The organism is Streptomyces sp. BV286 (assembly GCF_019090165.1).
Lineage (GTDB): Bacteria > Actinomycetota > Actinomycetes > Streptomycetales > Streptomycetaceae > Streptomyces.
The window spans coordinates 1-23,165 of record NZ_JAHRIB010000059.1 but is presented as its reverse complement, the minus strand read 5'-3'; the positions used below and the strand labels follow the sequence as shown (position 1 = coordinate 23,165).

At 71.0% G+C, this 23,165-nt stretch carries 19 protein-coding genes; 8 read left to right on the top strand and 11 right to left on the bottom strand.

Features of this window, described 5'->3' with window-relative positions; all coding sequences use genetic code 11:
* Positions 1 to 39 precede the first annotated feature (39 nt).
* Positions 40 to 1,560 carry an amino acid permease gene (locus tag KUF83_RS08230; RefSeq protein ID WP_217453924.1) on the top strand — a complete coding sequence of 507 codons (1,521 nt, stop codon included), beginning with the start codon at positions 40 to 42 and terminating at the stop codon, positions 1,558 to 1,560.
* Between the two features lie 92 nt (positions 1,561 to 1,652).
* Here the strand turns inward: KUF83_RS08230 and KUF83_RS08225 are convergent, their stop codons facing one another.
* The gene (locus KUF83_RS08225) at positions 1,653 to 2,027 is read right to left on the bottom strand and encodes an NTP pyrophosphohydrolase (protein WP_217453923.1); all 375 of its coding nucleotides are present in this window, start codon (positions 2,025 to 2,027) and stop codon (positions 1,653 to 1,655) included.
* A gap of 69 nt (positions 2,028 to 2,096) precedes the next feature.
* Between KUF83_RS08225 and KUF83_RS08220 the strand changes: the two genes are divergently transcribed.
* Complete coding sequence (locus KUF83_RS08220; RefSeq protein ID WP_217453973.1) at positions 2,097 to 3,116, top strand: hypothetical protein; 1,020 nt, start codon at positions 2,097 to 2,099, stop codon at positions 3,114 to 3,116.
* A gap of 97 nt (positions 3,117 to 3,213) precedes the next feature.
* Here the strand turns inward: KUF83_RS08220 and KUF83_RS08215 are convergent, their stop codons facing one another.
* The 4 genes from KUF83_RS08215 to KUF83_RS08200 all read right to left on the bottom strand — a co-directional run bounded on the left by KUF83_RS08215 (position 3,214) and on the right by KUF83_RS08200 (position 10,264).
* Positions 3,214 to 5,340, bottom strand: a complete 2,127-nt coding sequence (locus KUF83_RS08215) for a 3-hydroxyacyl-CoA dehydrogenase NAD-binding domain-containing protein (protein ID WP_217453922.1) — start codon at positions 5,338 to 5,340, stop codon at positions 3,214 to 3,216.
* A complete protein-coding gene (locus KUF83_RS08210; protein WP_217453921.1) occupies positions 5,337 to 6,563 on the bottom strand; it encodes an acetyl-CoA C-acyltransferase in 1,227 nt (408 codons plus the stop codon). The genes KUF83_RS08215 and KUF83_RS08210 overlap by 4 nt, the downstream gene beginning before the upstream one ends.
* Positions 6,564 to 6,836: 273 nt before the next feature.
* Positions 6,837 to 7,871, bottom strand: coding sequence for a LacI family DNA-binding transcriptional regulator (locus tag KUF83_RS08205; protein ID WP_217453920.1), 1,035 nt, complete (start codon positions 7,869 to 7,871; stop codon positions 6,837 to 6,839).
* Positions 7,868 to 10,264, bottom strand: coding sequence for a glycoside hydrolase family 2 protein (locus KUF83_RS08200; RefSeq protein ID WP_217453919.1), 2,397 nt, complete (start codon positions 10,262 to 10,264; stop codon positions 7,868 to 7,870). Before KUF83_RS08200 ends, KUF83_RS08205 begins: the two co-directional genes overlap by 4 nt.
* Positions 10,265 to 10,422: 158 nt before the next feature.
* Here KUF83_RS08200 and KUF83_RS08195 point away from each other — a divergent pair, with 158 nt between their 5' ends.
* Genes KUF83_RS08195 through KUF83_RS08185 form a run of 3 tightly spaced genes read left to right on the top strand, consistent with a single transcriptional unit; the run spans position 10,423 to position 13,546 of the window.
* Entirely contained in the window at positions 10,423 to 11,739 is a 1,317-nt protein-coding gene (locus KUF83_RS08195; protein ID WP_217453918.1) for an ABC transporter substrate-binding protein, read from the top strand.
* A complete protein-coding gene (locus KUF83_RS08190; protein ID WP_217453917.1) occupies positions 11,739 to 12,689 on the top strand; it encodes a carbohydrate ABC transporter permease in 951 nt (316 codons plus the stop codon). Before KUF83_RS08195 ends, KUF83_RS08190 begins: the two co-directional genes overlap by 1 nt.
* The gene (locus KUF83_RS08185) at positions 12,686 to 13,546 is read left to right on the top strand and encodes a carbohydrate ABC transporter permease (protein ID WP_217453916.1); all 861 of its coding nucleotides are present in this window, start codon (positions 12,686 to 12,688) and stop codon (positions 13,544 to 13,546) included. Before KUF83_RS08190 ends, KUF83_RS08185 begins: the two co-directional genes overlap by 4 nt.
* Before the next feature lie 69 nt (positions 13,547 to 13,615).
* Here the strand turns inward: KUF83_RS08185 and KUF83_RS08180 are convergent, their stop codons facing one another.
* The 3 genes from KUF83_RS08180 to KUF83_RS08170 form a co-directional block, all read right to left on the bottom strand.
* The gene (locus tag KUF83_RS08180) at positions 13,616 to 14,908 is read right to left on the bottom strand and encodes a ribonuclease D (RefSeq protein WP_217453915.1); all 1,293 of its coding nucleotides are present in this window, start codon (positions 14,906 to 14,908) and stop codon (positions 13,616 to 13,618) included.
* A 155-nt stretch (positions 14,909 to 15,063) separates the two neighbouring features.
* Positions 15,064 to 15,726 (bottom strand): response regulator transcription factor, encoded by a 663-nt coding sequence (locus KUF83_RS08175; RefSeq protein WP_217453914.1) that lies wholly within the window; start codon positions 15,724 to 15,726, stop codon positions 15,064 to 15,066.
* Positions 15,727 to 16,256: 530 nt separating this feature from the next.
* Positions 16,257 to 16,883 (bottom strand): DUF3000 domain-containing protein, encoded by a 627-nt coding sequence (locus tag KUF83_RS08170; protein ID WP_217453972.1) that lies wholly within the window; start codon positions 16,881 to 16,883, stop codon positions 16,257 to 16,259.
* A gap of 224 nt (positions 16,884 to 17,107) precedes the next feature.
* Here KUF83_RS08170 and hemE point away from each other — a divergent pair, with 224 nt between their 5' ends.
* A complete protein-coding gene (gene hemE / locus KUF83_RS08165) occupies positions 17,108 to 18,175 on the top strand; it encodes a uroporphyrinogen decarboxylase (RefSeq protein WP_217453913.1) in 1,068 nt (355 codons plus the stop codon).
* A 128-nt stretch (positions 18,176 to 18,303) separates the two neighbouring features.
* Here the strand turns inward: hemE and KUF83_RS08160 are convergent, their stop codons facing one another.
* Positions 18,304 to 19,122: a rhomboid family intramembrane serine protease gene (locus KUF83_RS08160; protein WP_217453912.1), complete on the bottom strand. Its 819-nt coding sequence runs from the start codon at positions 19,120 to 19,122 to the stop codon at positions 18,304 to 18,306.
* A 102-nt stretch (positions 19,123 to 19,224) separates the two neighbouring features.
* Between KUF83_RS08160 and KUF83_RS08155 the strand changes: the two genes are divergently transcribed.
* Positions 19,225 to 19,560: a hypothetical protein gene (locus tag KUF83_RS08155; protein ID WP_217453911.1), complete on the top strand. Its 336-nt coding sequence runs from the start codon at positions 19,225 to 19,227 to the stop codon at positions 19,558 to 19,560.
* 195 nt (positions 19,561 to 19,755) lie between these two features.
* Here KUF83_RS08155 and KUF83_RS08150 read toward each other — a convergent pair whose 3' ends face one another.
* A complete protein-coding gene (locus tag KUF83_RS08150) occupies positions 19,756 to 21,153 on the bottom strand; it encodes an FAD-dependent oxidoreductase (RefSeq protein ID WP_217453910.1) in 1,398 nt (465 codons plus the stop codon).
* Between the two features lie 47 nt (positions 21,154 to 21,200).
* On the bottom strand, positions 21,201 to 22,208 hold the full coding sequence (locus KUF83_RS08145; RefSeq protein ID WP_217453909.1) for a DUF4349 domain-containing protein: 1,008 nt from the start codon (positions 22,206 to 22,208) through the stop codon (positions 21,201 to 21,203).
* A 171-nt stretch (positions 22,209 to 22,379) separates the two neighbouring features.
* Here KUF83_RS08145 and hemG point away from each other — a divergent pair.
* Positions 22,380 to 23,165: protoporphyrinogen oxidase (hemG, locus tag KUF83_RS08140; protein WP_217453908.1), on the top strand; the 786-nt coding region annotated here is incomplete at its 3' end.

Here is a 23,165-nt window from a genome sequence, read left to right as displayed (position 1 = left end):
TCGATCATGTCGAGGACGACAAGCGTGGGAGGTACGCCCGTGAGCAGCACCCTCTTCAGGACGAAGAAGGTCGAGCAGTCCATCCAGGACACAGAGGAACCGGAGCACGCGCTCAAGAAATCCCTGTCCGCCCTGGATCTGACGGTCTTCGGCGTCGGCGTCATCATCGGCACCGGCATCTTCGTCCTCACCGGCACGGTCGCGAAGAACAACGCCGGTCCTGCCGTCGCCCTGGCCTTCGTCGTGGCCGGGGTCGTCTGCGCGCTCGCCGCGCTCTGTTACGCCGAGTTCGCCTCGACGGTCCCGGTGGCCGGTTCCGCGTACACCTTCTCGTACGCCTCGCTCGGTGAGCTGCCCGCCTGGATCATCGGCTGGGACCTCGTGCTGGAGTTCGCGCTCGGCACCGCGGTGGTCGCGGTCGGCTGGTCCGGCTACATCGCCTCGCTGCTGGACAACGCGGGCTGGCAGCTGCCGGCGGCCCTCAGCGGGAGAGAAGGGGCCGACGGCTTCGGGTTCGACATCCTCGCCGCCGCCCTCGTGCTGGTTCTCACCGGCATCCTCGTACTCGGCATGAAGCTCTCGGCCCGGGTCACCTCGGTCGTCGTCGCCATCAAGGTGACCGTCGTCCTGGTCGTGATCATCGCCGGTGCCTTCTTCATCAAGGGTGACAACTACGACCCGTTCATCCCGAAGGCGCAGGAGGTGGACGCGGGCGGCGGGATCCACTCCCCGCTCATCCAGCTGATGTTCGGCTGGGCGCCCTCCAACTTCGGAGTGATGGGCATCTTCACCGCCGCCTCCGTCGTGTTCTTCGCCTTCATCGGCTTCGACGTCGTGGCCACGGCCGCCGAGGAGACCAAGAACCCCCAGCGGGACATGCCCCGGGGCATCCTCGGCTCGCTGCTCATCTGCACCACGCTGTACGTCGCGGTGGCGATCGTGGTGACCGGAATGCAGCACTACAGCAAGCTGTCCGTGGACGCCCCGCTCGCCGACGCGTTCAAGGCCACCGGGCATCCCTGGTTCGCGGGCTTCATCAGCTTCGGCGCCGCCGTCGGCCTGACGACCGTCTGCATGATCCTGCTCCTCGGCCAGACCCGGGTCTTCTTCGCGATGAGCCGCGACGGACTGCTGCCGCGCTTCTTCTCGCGCGTCCACCCGAAGTACAAGACCCCGCACCGGCCGACCATCCTGCTCGGCGTGATCATCGCGATCCTCGCGGGCTTCACCAGCCTCAGCGAGCTCGCCGAGCTGGTGAACATCGGCACGCTGTTCGCCTTCGTCGTCGTCGCGATCGGCGTGGTCATCCTCCGTCGCACCCGCCCGGAGCTGCCCCGCTCCTTCCGCACGCCGCTGGTGCCGTTCCTGCCGATCGTGTCCGTCCTCGCCTCGCTGTGGCTGATGCTGAACCTGCCCGCCGAGACCTGGCTGCGGTTCGGCATCTGGATGGCGCTCGGCATCCTCGTCTACTTCGTGTACGGCCGCACGCACAGCCGTCTCGGACGGGACCAGGCGGCCGCCGCCGACCAGGTCGCGAAGCCGGGCCCGGACGCCCGATAGCCGACCCGCGTCATCGCCCGGCCCCGTGCGTCCCCGTCCACCGGGGACCGCGGGGCCGGACGGCTCTCTCCTCGCGCGTTCACGGCGGAGAGCTACGGACGGACGGTCCGCGGACCCGTGACCTCCGCACCCAGCTCCGCCACCCGGCGGCGCAGTTCACGGTCCGCCGTGACCACGAGGCGCGCCCGGTCCGGGTGCTCGGCGACCAGCTCCACGATGCGGTCGTCACCGCTGCCGGGCGCCGCGTCGACGCGCACCCCCGGCACGGACGCCACTTCGCGGGCGCTCCCCTCGACCACGAGGATCAGCTCCAGGGGACCCGAGAAGCCCGGGAGCCCTTCGGCGGCGTACGGGACGAGCCGGTCCCGTACCCGCTCCGCGGCGCCCCGGCGGTCGCGCCACCAGCCGTCGGGCACCGACCCGACCACGTTGGCGGCGTCGACGATCACAAGAGGAGGAGCGTCCATGTGGCCAGGGTCGCACGGAGAGGTCTCACGCGGCCCGATTAGAGTGGGGGAGTGTCAATGGTCCGCACAGTGAACGGCGACTGGCTCATACGCGGCCGGGACGGCAGGCTCAGCGCCTACGCTCCGCGGGAGGAAGCGGTGTGGTGCTGGGCCGAGCAGCACCCCGGCGGCTCCTGGACGGCACCCCGCACGGTCGGCGGCGACCAGCGCGTGAACCAGGTGCTCGCCGTGGGGCAGGGCACCGACGACTACGCCCACCTGGTCTCCTGGCGGCCCACCGGCGCGGGCGAGGCGGGGCTCGTCCACTCGACCCACTTCCGGCCGCAACTCGCCGCGCTCGACTGGAACCGGCTCGGGCACCCCAACGAGAAGGGCGGTCAGACCGGCGTACCGGCCGTCGCCGTGGACGCCGAGGGCCGCGCGCACGTCTTCGTACGCAACAAGGGCGGCGGGGTCAGCATGCGCGGCCAGAAGGAGCGCGGCGGCTGGGGGCCCTGGCGGGACCTCAAGGGCCGTGAGGTCGAGGGCGAACTCGCTGCCGTGACCCGGGCGTCCGGGCTCGTCGAGCTGTACGCGACCTCGCCGGCCGGCATCCTGCGCTGGACCCAGGCGGGCCCGGGCCACGTTCCCGCGCTCGACGACGAGCCGCTGAAGGCATCCGTGCGGCCGGGCACGCTGCGGGCGCTGGCCACCTCCGACGAGCACGTGACCCTGTTCTTCACGGACGAGGCCGACACCGTGTGCGCCTGGCGGGCCGGTGCGGAGCCCGTGGAACTGCTCGGCTGCGCCGGACCGGGCCCGGTGTCCGCGATCCGCTGCACACTCGACGACATCGACTGCACCCTGCTCGCCCAGCGCTCCGCCAGTGGCCGGGTCGCCTTCGCCGCGTACCCCACCGAGCAGGAGTCCGCGGGCGCCTGGTGGACCGACTCGGGTCCCCAACTCCCCGCCGACGTCCAGGTTGCACTGGCCGAGGACAGCGAGGGCCGCGTCGTGGCGGCCACCCTCCAGCCGGACGCCGGCCGGCTCCTGCTGACCCGCCGTAAGGACGAGCCGGGCCTGGCGCTGGAAGCCTGGCGAACCGTTTAACCCTCTGCCGCCCCCGCCGCCCCTGTTCGTCCTCGAACGCCGAGTGCCCCGCACACCGACTCGGTGTACGGGGCACTCGCGCAGCCCGGTGAAACGCCTACGCGGGGACGGAAGCCACGCCCGGCGCCAGGAACGGCTTGCCGTTCACGCGCTGGGAGACACCCTCACGGTCCAGGTACGGCGTGATGCCGCCCAGGTGGAAGGGCCAGCCGGCACCGGTGATCAGGCACAGGTCGATGTCCTGGGCCTCGGCGACGACACCCTCGTCGAGCATGATCCCGATCTCCTGGGCGACGGCGTCGAGGACCCGCACCCGTACCTGCTCCTCGGTCAGGACGACATCGCCCTGCTTGAGGAGCGCCGCGACCTCGGGGTCCAGCTCCGGCTTGCCGCTGTCGTACACGTAGAAGCCGCGCTTGCCCGCCTTGACGACGGCAGCGAGGTTCGGGGAGACCGTGAAGCGGTCCGGGAAGGCCCGGTTGAGGGTCTCGGAGACGTGCAGACCGATCGCGGGACCGACCAGCTCCAGGAGGACCAGCGGCGACATCGGCAGGCCCAGCGGCTCGACCGCCTTCTCGGCGACCGCGACCGGCGTGCCCTCGTCGATGACGTTCTGGATCTCGCCCATGAAGCGGGTGAGGATGCGGTTCACGACGAACGCCGGGGCGTCCTTGACCAGGACCGCGGTCTTCTTCAGCTTCTTGGCGACGCCGAAGGCCGTGGCCAGGGAGGCGTCGTCCGTCGCCTCGCCCCGCACGATCTCCAGCAGCGGGAGGATCGCGACCGGGTTGAAGAAGTGGAAGCCCACGACCCGCTCGGGGTTCTTGAGCTTCGACGCCATCTCGGTGACCGACAGCGAGGAGGTGTTGGTGGCGAGGATGGCGTGCGCCGGGGCGACCGCCTCGACCTCCGCGAACACCTGCTGCTTGACGCCGATCTCCTCGAAGACGGCCTCGATGATGAAGTCGGCGTCGGAGAAGCCCTCAGCCTTGTCCAGGACACCGGTGACCAGGGCCTTGAGACGGTTGGCCTTGTCCTGGTTGATGCGGCCCTTGCCGAGCAGCTTGTCGATCTCGGCGTGGACGTAGCCCACACCCTTGTCGACGCGCTCCTGGTCGATGTCGGTCAGCACGACCGGCACCTCCAGGCGGCGCAGGAAGAGCAGGGCGAGCTGCGAGGCCATCAGACCGGCGCCGACGACACCGACCTTGGTGACCGGGCGCGCGAGCGACTTGTCGGGCGCGCCGGCCGGACGCTTGCCGCGCTTCTGGACGAGGTTGAACGCGTAGATGCCGGAGCGCAGTTCACCGCCCATGATCAGGTCGGCGAGCGCCACGTCCTCGGCGTCGAAGCCCTGCTGGAGGTCGCCGTTCTTGGCGGCGGCGATGATGTCCAGCGCGCGGTACGCGGCCGGGGCCGCCCCGTGGACCTTGCTGTCCGCGATGAAGCGGCCCTTGGCGACGGCCTGGTCCCAGGCCTCGCCGCGGTCGACGGCCGGGCGGTCGACGACGATCTCGCCCCGCAGGACGGCCGCCGTCCAGTTCAGCGACTGCTCCAGGAAGTCCGCACCCTCGAACAGGGCGTCGGCGATGCCCAGCTCGTAGACCTGGGCGCCCTTGAGCTGCTTGTTCTGGTTGAGCGAGTTCTCGATGATCACCGAGACGGCCTTGTCCGCGCCGATCAGGTTCGGCAGCAGGGTGCAGCCGCCCCAGCCGGGGACCAGGCCGAGGAAGACCTCGGGGAGCGAGAAGGCGGGGAGGGCCGCGGACACCGTGCGGTAGGTGCAGTGCAGACCGACCTCGACGCCACCGCCCATGGCCGCGCCGTTGTAGTACGCGAAGGTCGGTACGGTCAGCGCGGCGAGACGCTTGAAGACCTCGTGGCCGCCCTTGCCGATGGCGAGCGCGTCCTTGTGGTCCTTGAGGAGCTCGACGCCCTTGAGGTCCGCGCCGACGGCGAAGATGAACGGCTTGCCGGTGACGCCGACGCCGACGATCTCGTCGGCCGCGGCCTCCTTCTCGACCTGGTCGACGGCGGCGTTGAGGTTCGCCAGCGAGGCCGGGCCGAAGGTGGTCGGCTTGGTGTGGTCGAGGCCGTTGTCGAGCGTGATGAGCGCGAAGCGCCCGGCTGCGAACGGCAGGTCGAGGTGGCGCACGTGCGCCGACGTCACGACCTCGTCGGGGAACAGCTGGGCCGCACCCTTCAGGAGTTCAGTGGTGCTCACTTGTCGCCTCCGGCGTCCTTGTGGTGCGGGTTCTCCCAGATCACCGTGGCGCCCATGCCGAAGCCGACGCACATGGTGGTGAGGCCGTAACGGACCTCCGGCTGCTCCTCGAACTGGCGGGCCAGCTGAGTCATCAGGCGGACGCCGGAGGAGGCCAGCGGGTGGCCGTACGCGATGGCGCCGCCGTACTGGTTGACGCGCGCGTCGTCGTCGGCGATGCCGTAGTGGTCGAGGAACGCGAGGACCTGGATGGCGAAGGCCTCGTTGATCTCGAAGAGGTTGATGTCCTCGATGGAGAGGCCGGCCTTGGCGAGGGCCTTCTCCGTGGCCGGGATCGGGCCGTAGCCCATCACCTCGGGCTCGACACCCACGAAGGCGTACGAGACCAGGCGCATCTTGACCGGCAGGTCGTGCTCGCGGGCGAAGTCCTCGGACGCGATGATCGAGGCGGTGGCGCCGTCGTTCAGACCGGCCGCGTTACCGGCGGTGACCCGGCCGTGCACGCGGAACGGGGTCTTGAGGCCGGAGAGGTTCTCCAGGGTGGTCCCCGGACGCATCGGCTCGTCGGCGGTGACCAGGCCCCAGCCCGTCTCGCCCGCTTCCGCGTTCGTGCGGCGTACGGAGATCGGGACCAGGTCGGCCTGGATCTTGCCGTTCGCGTAGGCCTTGGCGGCCTTCTCCTGCGAGCGCACGGCGTACTCGTCGGCGCGCAGCTTGGTGATGTGCGGGTAGCGGTCGTGCAGGTTCTCCGCGGTCATGCCCATGAACAGGGCGGACTCGTCGACCAGCTTCTCGCTGACGAACCGCGGGTTCGGGTCCACGCCCTCGCCCATGGGGTGGCGGCCCATGTGCTCGACACCACCGGCGATGACGGCGTCGTACGCGCCGAACGCGATGGAGCCGGCGGTCGCGGTGACCGCGGTCAGCGCACCGGCGCACATGCGGTCGATCGAGTAACCGGGGACGGACTGCGGCAGCCCGGCCAGGATTCCGGCCGTGCGGCCCAGCGTCAGGCCCTGGTCGCCGATCTGCGTGGTCGCGGCGATGGCGACCTCGTCGATCTTCTTCGGGTCGAGCCCGGGGTTGCGGCGCAGCAGCTCCCGGATCGCCTTCACGACGAGGTCGTCGGCACGGGTCTCGTGGTAGATGCCCTTCGGGCCCGCCTTGCCGAACGGGGTGCGGACGCCGTCGACGAAGACGACGTCCCTGACGGTACGAGGCACGATGGCTCTCCTCCAGATGCGGGATGGCACTGCTGCGCGACACACACGCCCTGAGCGCGCGCTCACCTCCCATGCTACTTACGAGTAACCAGCCTGCCCAGTCCCAGGGCGGGGAGCGGCGAAGGTCACATGGTCGTACCGGTGTCCACGCGGGGGCCGGCCGACCGGGTGCGGGCCCGGTGGAGGCCGGACGCGCAGTTTCCCCGCCCCTGAAAGACGGGGCCGCGCCCCTGTCTTTCGTCCACGGGGCCGGGCAGCCCCTGTCGCCGGGTGTCACTCCCTGGGCGGCGCCGTGGACCCCCGGGGGGTCAGCACGGGCGTGGGCACCGGGTGGGATCCCGCCCCTTCCTCCCCGGTGATCACTCCGAACAGCGTCCGTGCCACCTCCGCGCCGAACCCGTGCACGTCATGGCTCATCGCGGACAGCGTCGGATGCGTCAGCCGGCACAGCTGGGAGTCGTCCCAGGCGAGCAGCGAGACGTCCCCGGGCACGCTCAGCCCCATCTCCGAGGCCACCGAGAGCCCGGCCACCGCCATGATGTCGTTGTCGTACACGATCGCGGTCGGCCGGTCCGGGGCGGCCGCGGTCAGCAGGGACCGTGTGGCCCGCGCCCCCGCGTCCCCCGAGAAGTCGGTGGCCACCTGCCGGGCCCCGGCCAGCCCCAGCACCCGCGCCGCCTCGTCGAAGGCGGCCGTACGGATCGACGTGTGCCCGAGAGCCGCGGCACCGCCGACCCGGGCGACTCGCCGGTGCCCGAGCGCCGCGAGATACCGCACGGCCTCGGTGACGGCGGTGGCGTCGTCGGTCCACACGGAGGTGAGGCCGCCGGTGAGGGAGGGGTGTCCGACGGCCACGACGGGCATGCCGAGCCGTTCGACGGCGGCCGTGCGCGGGTCGTCGGCCCGGAAGTCCACCAGGATCGACCCGCTGATCTGCCTGCCCCGCCACCAGGTGTCCTGGAGCCCGACCTCCTCCTCCACCGTGCGCACGAGCCGCAGCAGCAGGGAACAGGAGTGCTCGGTCAGTACGCTCTCCACGCCCGAGATGAACTCCATGTAGAACGGTTCGAGCCCGAGGAGCTTCGCCGGCCGGCAGATCGCGAGGCCGACGACGTCCACGCGCCGGCTGGACAGGGACCGGGCGGCCAGGTTCGGTGCCCAGCCCAGGGCGCGTGCCGCCTCGAAGATCCGGTCGCGGGTCGCGTCGGACAGCCCCGGTTTGTGGTTGAAGGCGAGCGACACGGCCCCCTTGGACACCCCGGCGCGGGCCGCGACGTCCTTGATCGTGACGCGGGGTGGTGTCGTCATCGTGCGGGCTCCACGCAGTACAGGGCGGATCGCGCACTCGTCGCGTCCAGGTCGTCGGCAGTCTCCCAGCCACGCACCCCGATGGTCACCTGTTCTCCCGGGAGCAGCGTGACGAGTCCCCGGTCGGCGGAGGCCGAGGGCGACAGCCGGTCGGCCTGCAGCAGCAGATCCCGTACGAGTGTGTGGGCCGTGACCGTCACCCTGCCGCCCGCGGTGACCGAGACGTCGAACCGCGGCCGGGGGTAGGGGACTTCACGGTCGGGCGCCGGGAAGTGCACGGCCCGCAGTCCGTCCGCGTCCGCCACGAGGAACTCCTTGGGCCCCACGGGTTCCAGCTCCGTGGGCACGCGCAGGTCGGCGACCGACCGGGCGCCGGCCGCCGCCACCGGGCGGGATTCGGCCAGGAGTTCACCCTCCACCGACATCCGGCGGAGCGTCAGGCGGCAGTTCCACGGCTCGGCCGACTGGTTGACGGCCGCCAGCACGAGCCCTTCCGGCCGCGGCCGCAGCGTCAGCAACCGGTCCGCGTACAGCCTCCTCAGCTCGTGGTAGAGCGGCTTCTCGCGGCCGTCCCCGTCGATCGCCGCCCAGGAGGTCACCGGCCAGCAGTCGTTGAGCTGCCACACGATCGTGCCCGCGCACACCGGCCAGTGCGAGCGCCAGTGCTCGATCCCGGCGGCGACCGCTCGTGCCTGGTTCACCTGGGTGAGGTAGTGCCAGCGGTCGAAGTCCCGGCCGGAGAAGCCCTGTTCGGGCACGGCGAAGTGACGGGCGAGCCCGCGAACCAGCTTTCCGTTGCCGTCGTCGGCCTTCTGGTGGTGCAGCATGCCGGGCGAGTCGGGCGCGAGTTCCTCACCGGGCAGGGCGCGTCGCAGAGTCGCGTGGGCGGGAGGCGCCTGCCAGCCGAACTCGGCCACGAACCGCGGCACTTCGAGCCGGTAGTCCGCGTAGTCCTGCCGGTTCCACACCTCCCACGAGTGGTGGGTGCCGTGCGCCGGGTCGTTCGGGTGGTGGTCCCACGAGCCGGACCACGGACTGCCCGCCGTGTACGGCCGGGTGGGGTCCAGCTCGGCCACGATCCGCGGCAGCAGCCCCAGGTAGTAGCCCTCGCCCCACGAGTCCCCGGCCAGCCGCCGCTCCCAGCCCCAGTCCCTGAAGCCCCACAGGTTCTCGTTGTTGCCGTTCCACAGCACCAGCGAGGGATGCGGCATCAGCCGTACGACGTTCTCCCGTGCCTCGGCCTCCACCTCGCCGCGCAGCGGTTGTTCCTCGGGGTAGGCGGCGCAGGCGAACGGGAAGTCCTGCCAGACCAGCAGGCCCAGCTCGTCGCAGACGTCGTAGAAGTGCTCGCTCTCGTAGATGCCGCCACCCCAGACCCGTACGAGATCCACGCCCGCGTCGGCCGCCTGGGTCAGCCGGGTGCGGTACCGCTCGCGGGTCGTCCGGGACGGGAGGACGTCGTCCGGGATCCAGTTGACGCCCCGGGCGAAGAGCCGCTCGCCGTTGGCGACGAAGGTGAAGCCGGAGCCGTGCTCGTCCTCGCGGCGGTCGAGCTCGACGGTCCTGAAGCCGATCCGGCGCCGCCAGACGTCGAGCAGCCCTTCGTGACTGAGCCACAACTCGACCTCGTACAGCGGCTGTTCGCCATAGCCGCGCGGCCACCACAGTGCGACGTCCGGCACTTCGAGATGTACGACCCCACTGCTGCCGTCGATCTCCGCGCGCGCCTCCACACCCCCGACGCGGGCGCCCAGCGCGAGCCCCGCCTCGACCCTGGTCCGCTCGACGTCGACGTGCAACTCGACGTGTCCCACGCCCTGTTCGACCGTCACGACCGGGCGCACCCCGGCGATCCTCGCCGTGGTCCAGTGCTCAAGCCGTACGGGCTTCCAGATACCGGCCGTCACCAGCGTCGGACCCCAGTCCCAGCCGAAGGAGCAGGCCATCTTGCGGATGTACTGGAACGGCTCGGGATAGGCGTTCGGCCGCTCGCCGAGCCGCCCGCGCACCGCCTCGGCCTCGCCGTAGGCCGACCTGAAGTGCACGGAGAGCAGGCCGCTGAGGCCCGTGACGTCGAAGCGGTACGAGCGGTGCATGTTCCGTACGGAACCGAGGAGCCGGCCGTCGAGCCGGATCTCCGCCGCGGTGTCGAGACCGTCGAACACGAGGTCCGTCTGCTCGTGCCCGCCCGGGACCGCGGTGAGTGTCGTCTCGTACGTCCAGTCGCGCCGGCCCACCCACGCGACCTCGGTCTCGTTCCGCCCGAGGAACGGGTCCGGGATGATCCCCGCCGCCAGCAGATCCGTGTGCACGCAGCCCGGAACCGCGGCGGGGAGCGTGGCCCCGTCGTGCCGCAGGACCCATCCCTGGTGGATCGGCGTGACATCCAGCATGCGCACTCCTAAACCGGTATAGGCCATTGAAGGCCTGGGGTGGTAAAGGCTTCTGAATCCTTGGCGGAATAAGGACTTTACCGGTTTAGTAACGGCTGCCAGAGTGCGGAACCAGCCATCCCACTCGTGCTCATCCGTCCCGAACGGAGCTGGTGCAGATGAACCGCCGCACGAAACTCGCCGGAAGTCTCTTCGCCGCCGCGCTGCTGGCCGCGGGCTGTACCGGAAGCGGAGGCGCGTCGAAGGGCGCGGACGCCAAGGCCCCCGTCGATCCGGACAAGGTGTCCGGCACGATCACGGTCCTCACGCACCGGACCGACCTCGTGCAGGACGGCACGATGAAGAAGTACGCCGCCGAGTTCAACAAGACCTATCCGAAGGTCAAGGTCGAGTTCGACGCCCTCACGGACTACGAGGGCGAGGTCAAGATCCGTATGAACACGGAGAACTACGGCGACGCGCTGATGATCCCCGCGGTGGTCAAGAAGAACGACTACCCCAGGTTCTTCGCCTCCCTCGGCACCGTCGCCGAACGCTCGAAGAAGTACCACTTCACCGACTTCACCGCCGTCGGCGGCAAGGTCTACGGGCAGAGCCCGATGGGAGCGCTCCCCGGCTTCCTCTACAACAAGCGGGTCTGGAAGGAGGCCGGGATCACCGACTGGCCCACCTCCCCGGCCGAGTTCCTCGACGGTCTGAAGGCCGTCAAGTCCAGGACCGACGCGATCCCGTACTACACCAACTTCAAGGACATGTGGCCGCTGTCGCAGTGGACGGGCGCCGACGGCGCGGTCAGCTGCGACCCGCAGGCGACGACCAGGCTCGCCGAGGGCGACCCGTGGGCCGAGGGCGAGGACCTGCGCGTCGGCGACACCCTGCTGTACGACATCGTGCGCGGCGGCCTGATCGAGAAGGACCCGACGACCACCAACTGGGAGGGTTCCAAGCCCAAGCTGGCCAAGGGCGACATCGCCACGATGTGGCTGGGCTCCTGGGCGGTCACGCAGTTCCGGGCGGCGGCGGAGCAGGCAGGCGCGAACCCGGACGACATCGGCTTCATGCCGTTCCCGGCCCAGAAGGACGGGAAGTTCTGCGCGACGATGTCGCCCGACTACAACCAGGCCGTCAACATCAACTCGGACCACAAGGAAGCGGCCCGCGCCTGGGTCGACTGGTTCACCGAGAAGTCCGGTTACGCGGCCGACAACCTGGCCCTCTCGCCGGTCAAGGGCGCCCCCCTGCCCGAGGTGCTGCAGCCGTACGAGGACGCGGGCGTGAAGCTCATCGAGCTCGACGACGCGAAGGGCGCGGAGGTCAAGGAGATCGACAACCAGTCCGAGGTCGGCATCTACAAGCCCGACTACCGCCAGGATCTGGTGGACCTCGCCCGCGGCGCCAGGAAGGGCAGCCTCGACGACTTCCTGGCCGACCTGAGCAAGCGCTGGGAAGAGGCACGGAAGTCCTCGGGGTCCTGATGACGGACACGACCGAGAAGGCGGCGCGGCCGAAGGAGGCCGTGCCCGCCGCGACCACGGCACGCCCGAGGGCCCCGCGCGGCCTGCGCCTGAGGCGGGGCCTCACCCCGTGGCTCTTCCTCGCCGCCCCGCTGGTCCTGCTGATCACGTTCACGTACGCGCCGGTCGCCAACATGGTCGCGTACAGCTTCACCGACTGGGACGGCGTCAGCCCCGAGCTCAGCTACACGGGCGCCGAGAACTACGTCGAACTGTTCACCCGCCCCGAGCTGTTCGAGGTCTTCTTCGTCAGCGGCTACTACCTGGCCGCCTCGGTGGTGCAGATCGCCCTCGCGCTCTACTTCGCGACGGTCCTGAGCTTCAACGTGCGCTTCCGGAACTTCTTCAAGGGCGTGCTCTTCTTCCCGTACCTGATCAACGGGGTCGCGATCGGCTTCGTCTTCCTCTACTTCTTCCAGGACGGCGGCACCCTCGACTCCGTCCTGAGCCTGTTCGGTGTCCACTCGGACCGCGCCTGGCTGGGCACGCCCGAGTCCGCGAACGTGTCGCTGGCCGGAGTCTCCGTCTGGCGCTACACGGGCCTGAACTTCGTCCTGTTCCTCGGCGCGATCCAGTCCATCCCGGGGGAGTTGTACGAGGCCGCCGAGCTGGACGGGGCCACCCGCTGGCACCAGTTCCGGTACATCATCGCGCCCGGCATCAGGCCGGTGCTCAGCCTGACCGTCATCCTCTCCGTCTCCGGCTCGCTGTCGGCCTTCGAGGTGCCGTTCATCATGACCGGCGGCGCGACCGGCACGGAGACCTTCGTGATCCAGACGGTGAAGCTGGCCTTCCGGTTCAACAAGACCGGGCTCGCCTCGGCGGCCGCGATCGTGCTGCTGCTGATCATCCTGGCGGTGACGTGGGTGCAGCGGCGCCTCGTCCCGGACGACAAGGTGGATCTCGTATGAGCCGCACAGGCGTGACCCGCACAGGCGTGACCCGCGGAGGTGTCGCCCGGACCCTCACCCACCTGTCGCTGGTCGCCGCGAGCGTGGTCGTCCTGCTCCCCCTGCTCGTCGTCCTCCTCACCTCCCTCAAGTCCGAGAAGGAGATGGCGAACGACAGCGGGGCACTCCAACTCCCGGACGACCCGCTGAACTTCGACAACTACGTGACGGCGTTCCAGGACGGCCGGATGCTCTCGGCCTTCGGGAACACCGCCTTCATCCTGCTGTTCTCCGTCACCGGCACGGTGATCATCGGGTCGATGGCGGCGTACGCGATCGACCGCTACACGTTCCGCTTCAGGAAGCTGGTCGTCGCGCTCTTCCTGGTGGCCACGCTCGTACCCGGCGTGACCACCCAGGTCGCGACCTTCCAGATCGTCGACAGCTTCGGCATGTTCGACAGCCGCTGGGCACCGATCGTGCTCTACATGGGCACGGACATCGTCTCGATCTACATCTTCCTGCAGTTCGTACGGTCGATCCCGGTCTCCCTCGACGAGGCGGCGCGACTCGACGGCGCGGGCGCCTTCACGATCTACCGGAAGATCATCTTCCCGCTGCTGAAGCCGGCGATCGCCACGGTGGTCATCGTGAAGGGGATCACCGTCTACAACGACTTCTACATCCCGTTCCTGTACATGCCGTCCGAAGATCTTGGCGTGATCTCAACGTCCCTGTTCCGCTTCAAGGGCCCCTTCGGAGCGCACTGGGAGACGATCGCGGCGGGCGCGATCCTCGTGATCCTGCCGACCCTGATCGTCTTCCTGTTCCTGCAGCGCTACATCTACAACGGTTTTTCGAGGGGAGCCACGAAGTAGGGCGCCCCGCCGCGGCGCACGAGCGGCCGCCGTGAGTCCGAACCACTCACGGCGGCCGGCGCCCCTCGTTCAGTCCTGCGTCGGGGCCTTGGCCCTGGCGGCCAGCGCGGCCACCAACACCGGCGTGACCTGCTCGACCTGCCAGGGCCGGGCCCCGAAACCGGCGAGCGAGGCCGCCACGGACGCGGCGTCCGGCGTCGCGGGCGGCTCCCAGCAGACCCGTCGCACCGTGTCCGGAGTGATCAGGTTCTCCTGCGGCATGTTCAGTGTCTCCGCCAGCGCGGACACGGCGGCGCGCGCCGCCGACAGCCGGGCCGCCGCCTCCGGGTCCTTCTCGGCCCAGGCACGCGGCGGCGGGGGCCCCGCCAGCGGCTGCCCGGGCTGCGGCAGCTCCACGTCCGGCAGCTCCTTCGCCCGGTCCACGGCCGCCTGCCACTGCTCCAGCTGACGCCTGCCCATGCGGTGCCCGAAGCCGTTCAGCGCGGCGAGCGCGTGCACGTTGGCCGGCACGGCCAGCGCGGCCTCGACGATCGCGGCGTCACCGAGGACCTTGCCCGGCGAGATGTCCCGGCGCTGTGCCACCCCGTCCCGGGTCTGCCACAACTCCCGCACCACCGCCATCTGCCGGCGGCGGCGCACCTTGTGCATGCCCGAGGTGCGGCGCCACGGGTCCTTGCGCGGCTCCGGCGGGGGCGCCGAGGCGATCGCGTCGAACTCCTCGCGGGCCCACTCCAGCTTGCCCTGCCGGTCGAGCTCCTTCTCCAGCGCGTCCCGCAGGTCGACGAGCAGCTCCACGTCGAGCGCGGCGTAGCGCAGCCACGGCTCGGGCAGCGGCCGGGTCGACCAGTCGACGGCGGAGTGCCCCTTCTCCAGTACGAAGCCCAGGACCCCCTCGACCATGGCGCCGAGGCCGACCCGCGGGAAACCGGCGAGCCGGCCGGCCAGCTCGGTGTCGAACAGCCGGCCGGGGACCATACCTATCTCGCGCAGACACGGCAGATCCTGCGTGGCCGCGTGCAGCACCCACTCCACACCGGAGAGGGCCTCGCCGAGGCCCGACAGGTCGGGGCAGGCGACGGGGTCGATCAGCGCGGTGCCCGCGCCCTCGCGGCGCAGCTGCACCAGATACGCGCGCTGGCCGTAGCGGTAGCCGGACGCCCGCTCGGCGTCCACGGCGACGGGGCCGCTGCCGGCAGCGAACGCGGCGATCACCCCGGCGAGCGCGTCCTCGTCGGTGATCACCGGCGGAATTCCGTCGCGGGGCTCCAGCAAGGGGATCGGCGCCGGTTCGACGTCGTCCGGAGGAGCGCCTCCGGTGGTTCGCAGTGAACTGTCTGCTGCGGTCTCTTGGGCGTCGGTCACCTGTCAAGGGTATCTGTGTATGCACGACACCCGTCGACGGAACGTTCCGTCGACGGGCGTCAGAGGGTCGTAAACCAGTCAGGTCAGTGAATCCTGAATCAGCGGCGCGTCCTGGTTCGTGTGAATTCGTGTGAAGGGGAGGGTTCCGTGGGCGGTCAGTGGATGATTCCCGTGCGCAGGGCCACCGCCACCATGCCGGCGCGGTCGCCCGTGCCGAGCTTGCGGGCGATGCGGGCGAGGTGGCTCTTGACGGTCAGCGCGGACAGGCCCATCGAGACGCCGATGGCCTTGTTCGACTGGCCCTCCGCCACCAGCCGGAGCACCTCGACCTCACGGCCGGACAGCTCGCGGTAGCCGCCCGGGTGGTTCGGGGAACCCGGGGGGCGGCGGTGCATACGGGCGGCGGCCGAGCCGATGGGGGCGACGCCCGGCCGGGTGGGAAGCCCGACGTTCGTACGGGTGCCGGTGACGACGTAGCCCTTGACGCCGCCCGCGAGGGCGTTGCGTACGGCGCCGATGTCGTCGGCGGCGGACAGGGCCAGGCCGTTCGGCCAGCCGGCGGCCCGGGTTTCGGACAGGAGGGTGAGGCCGGAGCCGTCGGGGAGATGGACGTCTGCGACACAGATGTCGCGGGGGTTGCCGATGCGGGGACGAGCCTCCGCGACGGACGAGGCCTCGATCACGTCGCGAACACCGAGCGCCCACAGGTGGCGGGTCACGGTGGAGCGCACGCGGGGGTCGGCCACGACCACCATCGCGGTGGGCTTGTTCGGGCGGTAGGCGACCAGGCTTGCGGGCTGCTCGAGGAGAACGGACACCAGGCCTCCTGGGGTGCGGGACGGGGGACCGGCTGTGGGGATGAAGCCGGGACGAACCGTGCTTTCAAGGTCACAGAGGTCTTCGGCATCAAACACGTCCGCCTTTAGAGAATGATCACGATTTGGTGAGTAATAACTCGTGCAATTCGGACGGGCGATCGATCATCCGAAGATCGAAACGAGTTCGCTCCGCTTCGTTACGGGGCTGAAAGTGGTCGTATCGATAAAGGGTCAGAGCGTGTTCGGGCAGGGCCCGGTGCCCCGGGGGCGGGCCGGGACGTGTGGGGCGCGGGTCGTGTGTGGCCGGCCGCGCAGTTCCCCGTGCCCCTGAGAGGCGCGGGCAGGGGGTGCGGGCAGGGGTCGGAGGGCGCCCGCGGGTGGGATGTGGCTGGGCGCGCAGTTCCCCGCGCCCCTGGCGGGGCGGTCCCGGGATGTGGAAGCCGTGGCCTCGACAGAGAAACCCCGCCGCGGCCCGAAGACGGGCCGCGGCGGGGAGTCCTGTGCGGTGTGGGAGGGCCTGGTGGGGTGGGTCAGCGGGGCTGGGGGCCCCGGCGCTGGGGGAGGGTGACGATCGAGGCATCGCCGGGGGAGGCCGGGGGGAGGCCGGCGATCTGGGCGAGGAGGTCGCACCAGGAGGCCAGGTGGGAGGCCGTGTCGGGGACGCCGCCCAGTCCTTCGCGGGGGGTCCAGGAGGCGCGGATCTCGATCTGCGACGCCGAGGGGCGGTCCGCGAGACCGCCGAAGTAGTGGGAGCCGGCCCGGGTGACCGTGCCGCTGGGCTCGCCGTACGAGAGGCCGCGGGACTGGAGGGCGCCCGTCAGCCAGGACCAGCAGACCTCGGGAAGCAGCGGGTCGGCGGCCATCTCCGGCTCCAGTTCCGCACGGACCAGCGTCACCAGACGGAACGAGCCCTGCCAGGCGTCGTGCCCCGCCGGGTCGTGGAGCAGGATGAGGCGGCCGTCCGCCAGATCCTCGTCACCGTCGACGACCGTGGCCTCCAGCGCGTACGCGAACGGCGCGAGACGCCGCGGGGCCTTCGTCGGGTCGATCTCGATCTGCGGCCGCAACCGCGCGGCCCTCAGCGCATCGACGGCGGCTCGAAAAGGAAGCGGAGCCGCTTCCGTCGCATCCCGCTCCCCCTCCTTCGAGTCGTCCATTCCGCCAGCGCCGTCCGACAGTCGTCCCTGAGCCGCAGCCATGCGGGGAAGATTAAGGGGAACGGAGCCTCTGCGCAGGGAGAGACACCCGTGCGCCGGACCACTGTCCGGATCGTGTTGCCGAAAACGCCCCCGAACGCGCCGGTTCGCGGTGACCCGGGCCGGGACGTCCACCCGCCCGGCCCGGGCTTCCGGCGCCCCCGGGCCGTGCGAGACTTTTCGTCGTGAGCGCCATTGACCGCCCCAAGGGCCAGCAGCCGACCGCGACATACGACTCCGCCTTCCTCAAGGCGTGCAGGCGTGAACCCGTGCCGCACACGCCCGTGTGGTTCATGCGGCAGGCCGGGCGCTCACTGCCCGAGTACCTGAAGGTGCGCGAGGGCATCCCCATGCTGGAGTCCTGCATGCGGCCCGAGCTGGTCGCCGAGATCACCCTCCAGCCGGTCCGGCGGCACGACGTGGACGCGGCGATCTACTTCAGCGACATCGTCGTGCCCCTGAAGGCCATCGGCATCGACCTGGACATCAAGCCCGGCGTGGGCCCTGTCGTCGAGAAGCCGATCCGCACCCGTGCCGACCTCGCCCAGCTGCGCGACCTGACGCCCGACGACGTCTCGTACGTCACCGAGGCGATCGGGCTGCTCACCCGTGAGCTCGGTCCGACGCCCCTCATCGGTTTCGCGGGCGCCCCGTTCACCCTTGCCAGCTACCTCGTGGAGGGCGGCCCGTCCCGCAACCACGAGCACACCAAGTCGCTCATGTACGGCGACCCGCAGCTGTGGGCCGACCTGCTCGACCGGCTCGCCGACATCACGGCTGCCTTCCTGAAGGTGCAGATCGAGGCGGGCGCCTCCGCCGTCCAGCTCTTCGACTCGTGGGTGGGCGCCCTCGCTCCCGCCGACTACCGGCGTTCCGTGATGCCCGCCTCCACGAAGGTCTTCGAGGCCGTCGAGGGATACGGCGTCCCGCGCATCCACTTCGGTGTCGGCACGGGCGAGCTGCTCGGGCTCATGGGCGAGGCGGGTGCCGATGTCGTCGGCGTCGACTGGCGGGTGCCGCTCGACGAGGCCACGCGGCGGGTCGGCCCCGGCCGGGCGCTCCAGGGCAACCTCGACCCCGCTGTCCTCTTCGCCCCGACCGAGGTCGTCGAGGAGAAGGCGCAGGAGGTTCTCGACGCCGCCGCGGGGCTGGAAGGGCATGTGTTCAACCTCGGGCACGGTGTGCTGCCGTCGATGGATCCGGACGCGCTGACGCGGCTCGTGGAGTACGTCCACACGCGCACGGGGCGCTGACGCTTCGCGGATGCCGTCCGCGGCGGGCAGTCTGCGGCGGGCGGCCTGCTCGGGCCCGCGGGCCGCGGGCTGGTGCCGGTGAGGGCTTGCCATGCGGCTTCCCGCGCCCGTGACGGGGCGGGACCGGCTCACCAGCGGGGGCGGGCCCGTCTGCCCCACAGCAGGCCCCGGGGTTCGGGTGGGGGCGGCGTGCCCCGGCGCAGCGGCCAGGCGAGGAGCATGCCCGCCAGGAAGCCCACCACGTGGGCGACGTACGCGACGGTGCCGGCCGCCGAGACGCCGCCGCCGGACGAGTACACCGCCTGGAGGGCGAACCAGAAGCCCAGCACGATCCAGGCGGGCAGACGCAGGGGCAGGAAGATCAGGAACGGGACCAGGACCCAGACCCTGGCCTTCGGATAGAGCACCAGATAGGCGCCCAGCACACCGGCGATCGCGCCCGACGCGCCGATCAGCGGGTCGGCCGAGTCGGCGTTCACGAGGGCGAAGCCGTAGGCCGCCGCGTAACCGCAGGCCACGTAGAACAGCGTGTAGCGGATGTGGCCGAGACGGTCCTCGATGTTGTTCCCGAAGATCAGCAGGAAGAGCATGTTGCCGAGCAGGTGCACCCAGCCGCCGTGCAGGAACATCGCCGTGAGGACCGACAGCTGGGGCGACTTGTCGTAGCCGGGCGGGCCGACGACGCAGCCCGGGCCGCCCGGGCCCACGCCGACGTCGCCGGTGGGGACCGTCGGCGGGGTCCGGCCGTGGATCAGCTCCTGCGGCACGGCCGCCCAGTGGTCCAGGAACGCCTGCAGATGGCACAGCTGGGCCAGACCGCTCTCGCCGGTGAGTGAGCTCGCCACCCCCGGAGTGGCCAGGAAGACCACGAAGTTGGCGGCGATGAGCGCGTACGTCACATACGGCGTGCGGCGTGCCGGGTTCACGTCATGAACAGGGATGACCACGGGGAAATCCTGCCCCCGTTCGAGGACTCTGAACGGGGGCGCGGATGCGTGCGTATGTTTCGGCAACCGCCCGTGATCCCAGCAATACGTGAGGAACAGGTCATGAACGACCGAGTCACTCAGCCGTTGATCGCCACGCCGGACGGCGAGGCGGAGCTCGCCGTCGTACTCCGGCTGTCGTGGGAGGACGTGGCCGCGCTCGGCCAGGAGGCCGGCCGGCTGGCCGCGAGCATGCAGCGGCCCGTGTCGTTGGACGAGGCCGCGAGCCATCGGCTGCGGAGTCGGCAGGCCGGGTCGCACGCGCGCCCGCAGGCCGCCGCCGCGGCGATGCCGCCGCCCGCGGTGTCGGCGGTCTCTTCGCTGCAGCGGTCGCCGGGGGAGCAGGCGCGGCAGGCGATAGAGAAGATCAACGGCAACGGGGCGGCACAGGGGGCCTGAGGGGTGGCCCCCTCCGGCTGACCGGGGTGTCGGGCCGACGTTCGGCTCACCGCCGGTGGGGGCTTGTTGCGCAGTTCCCCGCGCCCCTGAGGGAGGGGCGCTGTCGGGCTGGGATTTGGCTGACCGCCGGTGGGGGCTTGTTGCGCAGTTCCTCGCGCCCCTGAAGGGGGGTGGTGGTTGCGGGGGATCTGTGGGTTACGTGGTGCTTCTCACCGCTGCTGTTGCCTTGCGGGCCGCTACCAGGATGGGGTCCCAGACCGGGGAGAACGGTGGGGCGTAGCCGAGGTCCAGGGACGTCATTCGTTCCACCGTCATGCCTGCCGTGAGGGCCACCGCGGCGATGTCGACGCGTTTGCCGGCGCCCTCGCCGCCGACGATCTGGACGCCGAGGAGGCGGCCGGTGCGGAGTTCGGCGAGCATCTTCACCGTCATGAGGTCGGCGTTCGGGTAGTAGCCCGCGCGGCTCGTCGACTCGATGGTGACCGACTCGAACCGCAGGCCCGCCCGGTGCGCGTCCTTCTCGCGCAGGCCGGTACGGGCGATCTCCAGCTCGCAGACCTTGCTCACCGCCGTGCCGACGACACCGGGGAACGTGGCATAGCCCCCGCCGGCGTTCGAGCCGATGACCTGGCCGTGCTTGTTGGCGTGGGTGCCCAGCGCGATGTGGCGTTCGCGGCCCGAGACCAGGTCGAGGACCTCGACGCAGTCCCCGCCCGCCCAGATGTTCTCGTGGCCGCGCACCCGCATCGCCAGGTCCGTCAGCAGCCCGTCATGGTCGCCGAGCGGCAGCCCCGCGGCCTCGGCGAGCGTGGTCTCCGGGCGGACGCCGATGCCGAGGACCACCACGTCCGCCGGGTACTCGGCGTCCTCCGTGGCGACCGCGCGGACCCGCCCGTCCTCACCGGTCAGGATCTTGGTGACCTCGGCGTCGTTCACCATCGTGATGCCGAGGCCCTCCATGGCCTCGTGCACCAGACGCCCCATGTCCGGGTCGAGCGTGGACATGGGCTCCCGGCCACGGTTGACGACCGTCACCCCGTATCCGCGCTTGATCAGCGCCTCGGCCATCTCCACACCGATGTAGCCCGCGCCGATCACGACCGCGCGGCGGCCCGCCGTACGGGACAGCGTGTCGATGAGGGCCTGCCCGTCGTCGAGGGTCTGCACCCCGTGCACCCCGGGGGCGTCGATGCCGGGCAGCGGCGGCCGCACCGGGCGGGCGCCCGTCGCGATCACGAGCTTGTCGTACGCCGTCCACACCTCGGCCCCGGACTCCAGGTCCCGGGAGCGTACGCGGCCGCCCTCGACGTCGAGTTCCGTGACCTCCGTACGCATCCGAAGGTCGATCTCGCGGGCCCGGTGCTCCTGCGGCGACCTGGCGATCAGCTGGTCCCGGTCCGAGACGTCACCGCCCACCCAGTAAGGGATGCCGCACGCCGAGAAGGAGCTGAAGTTGCCCCGCTCGAAGGCGACGATCTCCAGCTCCTCAGGGCCCTTCAGACGGCGTGCCTGGGACGCGGCGGACATGCCCGCCGCGTCCCCTCCGACGACCACCAGACGTTCCTTCGTGCGGCTCGCGCGACTCATGCTCATGCGAACACGCTACGGCGGCCCCGCATTTCGGTCCCGCCGAGGCTCGCTCAGTCCTTGTCGTCGTGCTCCGGGCGGACGGGCGGCGCGACCGGCAGGGAACCCGTGCCGGTGCCCGCACCCGGGGTCGCCGCGACCGGGCGGCCCGGCGTCCGGCCGCGCAGGAAACGCACCCAGAGGAACAGCAGCAGCGCCGCGCCCACCAGGAAGGGCAGCACCGCGCCCAGCGCCAGCCCGATCCAGCGGAACATGGTGACGAACGCGTCCCAGCCGCCCCCGAGCGCGTCCGCGAAACCGGGATCGTCGTCCTCGGCGGCCTTCTTCACCGGGGTCTCCGACAACGACAGCGTGATCGTGGCCAGACTCGTACGGTCCTTCAGTGAGGCCTGCTGAGCCAGCAGCGACTCCAGGTCGGCCTGACGGCTGCTCAACTCGCCCTCGAGGGTGACCACATCGCTCAGCTTGGTCGCCCGGTCCATCAGCTCGCGGATCCGCGCCACGCTGGCACGCTGCGTCTTGACGCGGCTCTCCACGTCGACGACCTGCTCCGTGACGTCCTGCGCCTTCGCCTTGAGGTCGACGAGCCTGCCCGAGCCCTCCAGCTCCTTGCGCACCGCCTCGTACTCCTCCGCCGGGACCCGCAGGACGACCCGGGAGCGCTCGCGGCCCTTGGAGTCGCGGTCGGTGGTCTCGTTGCCGACCATGCCTCCCGCGTTCTCGACCACGGTGCGGGCCTCGGCGAGGGACTTCGGCACATCCTTGACCTGCACGGTCAGGGTCGCGGTGTGGATGACGTGGGTGGTGAGCCGCGTCGGCGCGGCAGCCTGGTCACCCTTGCCGCTGCTCGCGGCGCTGTCGGCGGCGCCAGCGCCCGCCTCCGCCTGCGCCTCGTTCGGCGCGGCGGCGTCGGCGCCCGCTGCCGACTTCCCACCGTCGTCGCTGTCGGCTGCGCCCGTGCACCCCGTGAGCGCGAGGGCGCCGGCGAGCAACAGCCCCGAAAGGATCCGGACAGGTCGTGCCGACCGGCGCCCGGTCGTACCACTGCCACGCGTCTGCATGTCTGCTCCCCCGAGGGTGTCGTGATGACTTACGTTCCTTCGACGCCGGAGCCCCGCGAGACGTTGGACGGATCCGGTTCCGAAGCGGTCACGGTCCGGACTCGGCATGGACACCCCCGGCCGGCACCGGGGCCCGCGGGACTGTCGGCGCGGTCTGGGACAGTTGGGGACATGCACGCAGACACACGTACGGGCACGGGTCACGTCGTCGTCGTCGGGGGTGGCATCGCCGGTCTGGCCGCCGCCCACCGGCTGCTGGAAGGCGGGGCGCGTGTGACCGTCCTGGAAGCCTCGGACCGGCTCGGCGGAAAGCTGCTGCCGGGCCGGATCGCGGGCGCCCGCGTCGACCTCGGCGCCGAGTCGATGCTCGCGCGACGGCCCGAGGCGGTGGCGCTCGCCCGCGAGGTGGGCCTCGCGGACCGGCTCAGGACACCGGCGACGGCGAGCGCCTCCCTCTGGACGCGCGGGGCCCTGCGGCCCATGCCCAAGGGCCATGTCATGGGCGTCCCCGGGGACGCGGCCGCCCTCTCCGGAGTCCTCTCCGACGAGGGCCTGCGCAGGATCGAGCGCGACCGCGACCTGCCGCGCACCGAGGTCGGTGACGACGTGGCGGTGGGGGAGTTCGTCGCGGAGCGCCTCGGCCGCGAGGTCGTCGACCGCCTCATCGAGCCCCTGCTCGGCGGGGTCTACGCGGGCGACGCGTACCGCATCTCGATGCGCTCGGCCGTCCCCCAGCTCTTCGAGGCGGCCCGCACGCACACCTCGCTCACGGAGGCGGTCCGCGAGATCCAGGCGAAGGCGGCGCGCAGCCAGCAGACGGGCCCGGTCTTCATGGGCATCGAGGGCGGCATCGGGCAGCTGCCGCTCGCCGTCGCCGAGTCGGTGCGCGCCCGGGGCGGCGAGATCGTCACGGGGGCGCCGGTCACGGAGCTGCGGCGCACCGAGGACGACCCGGCC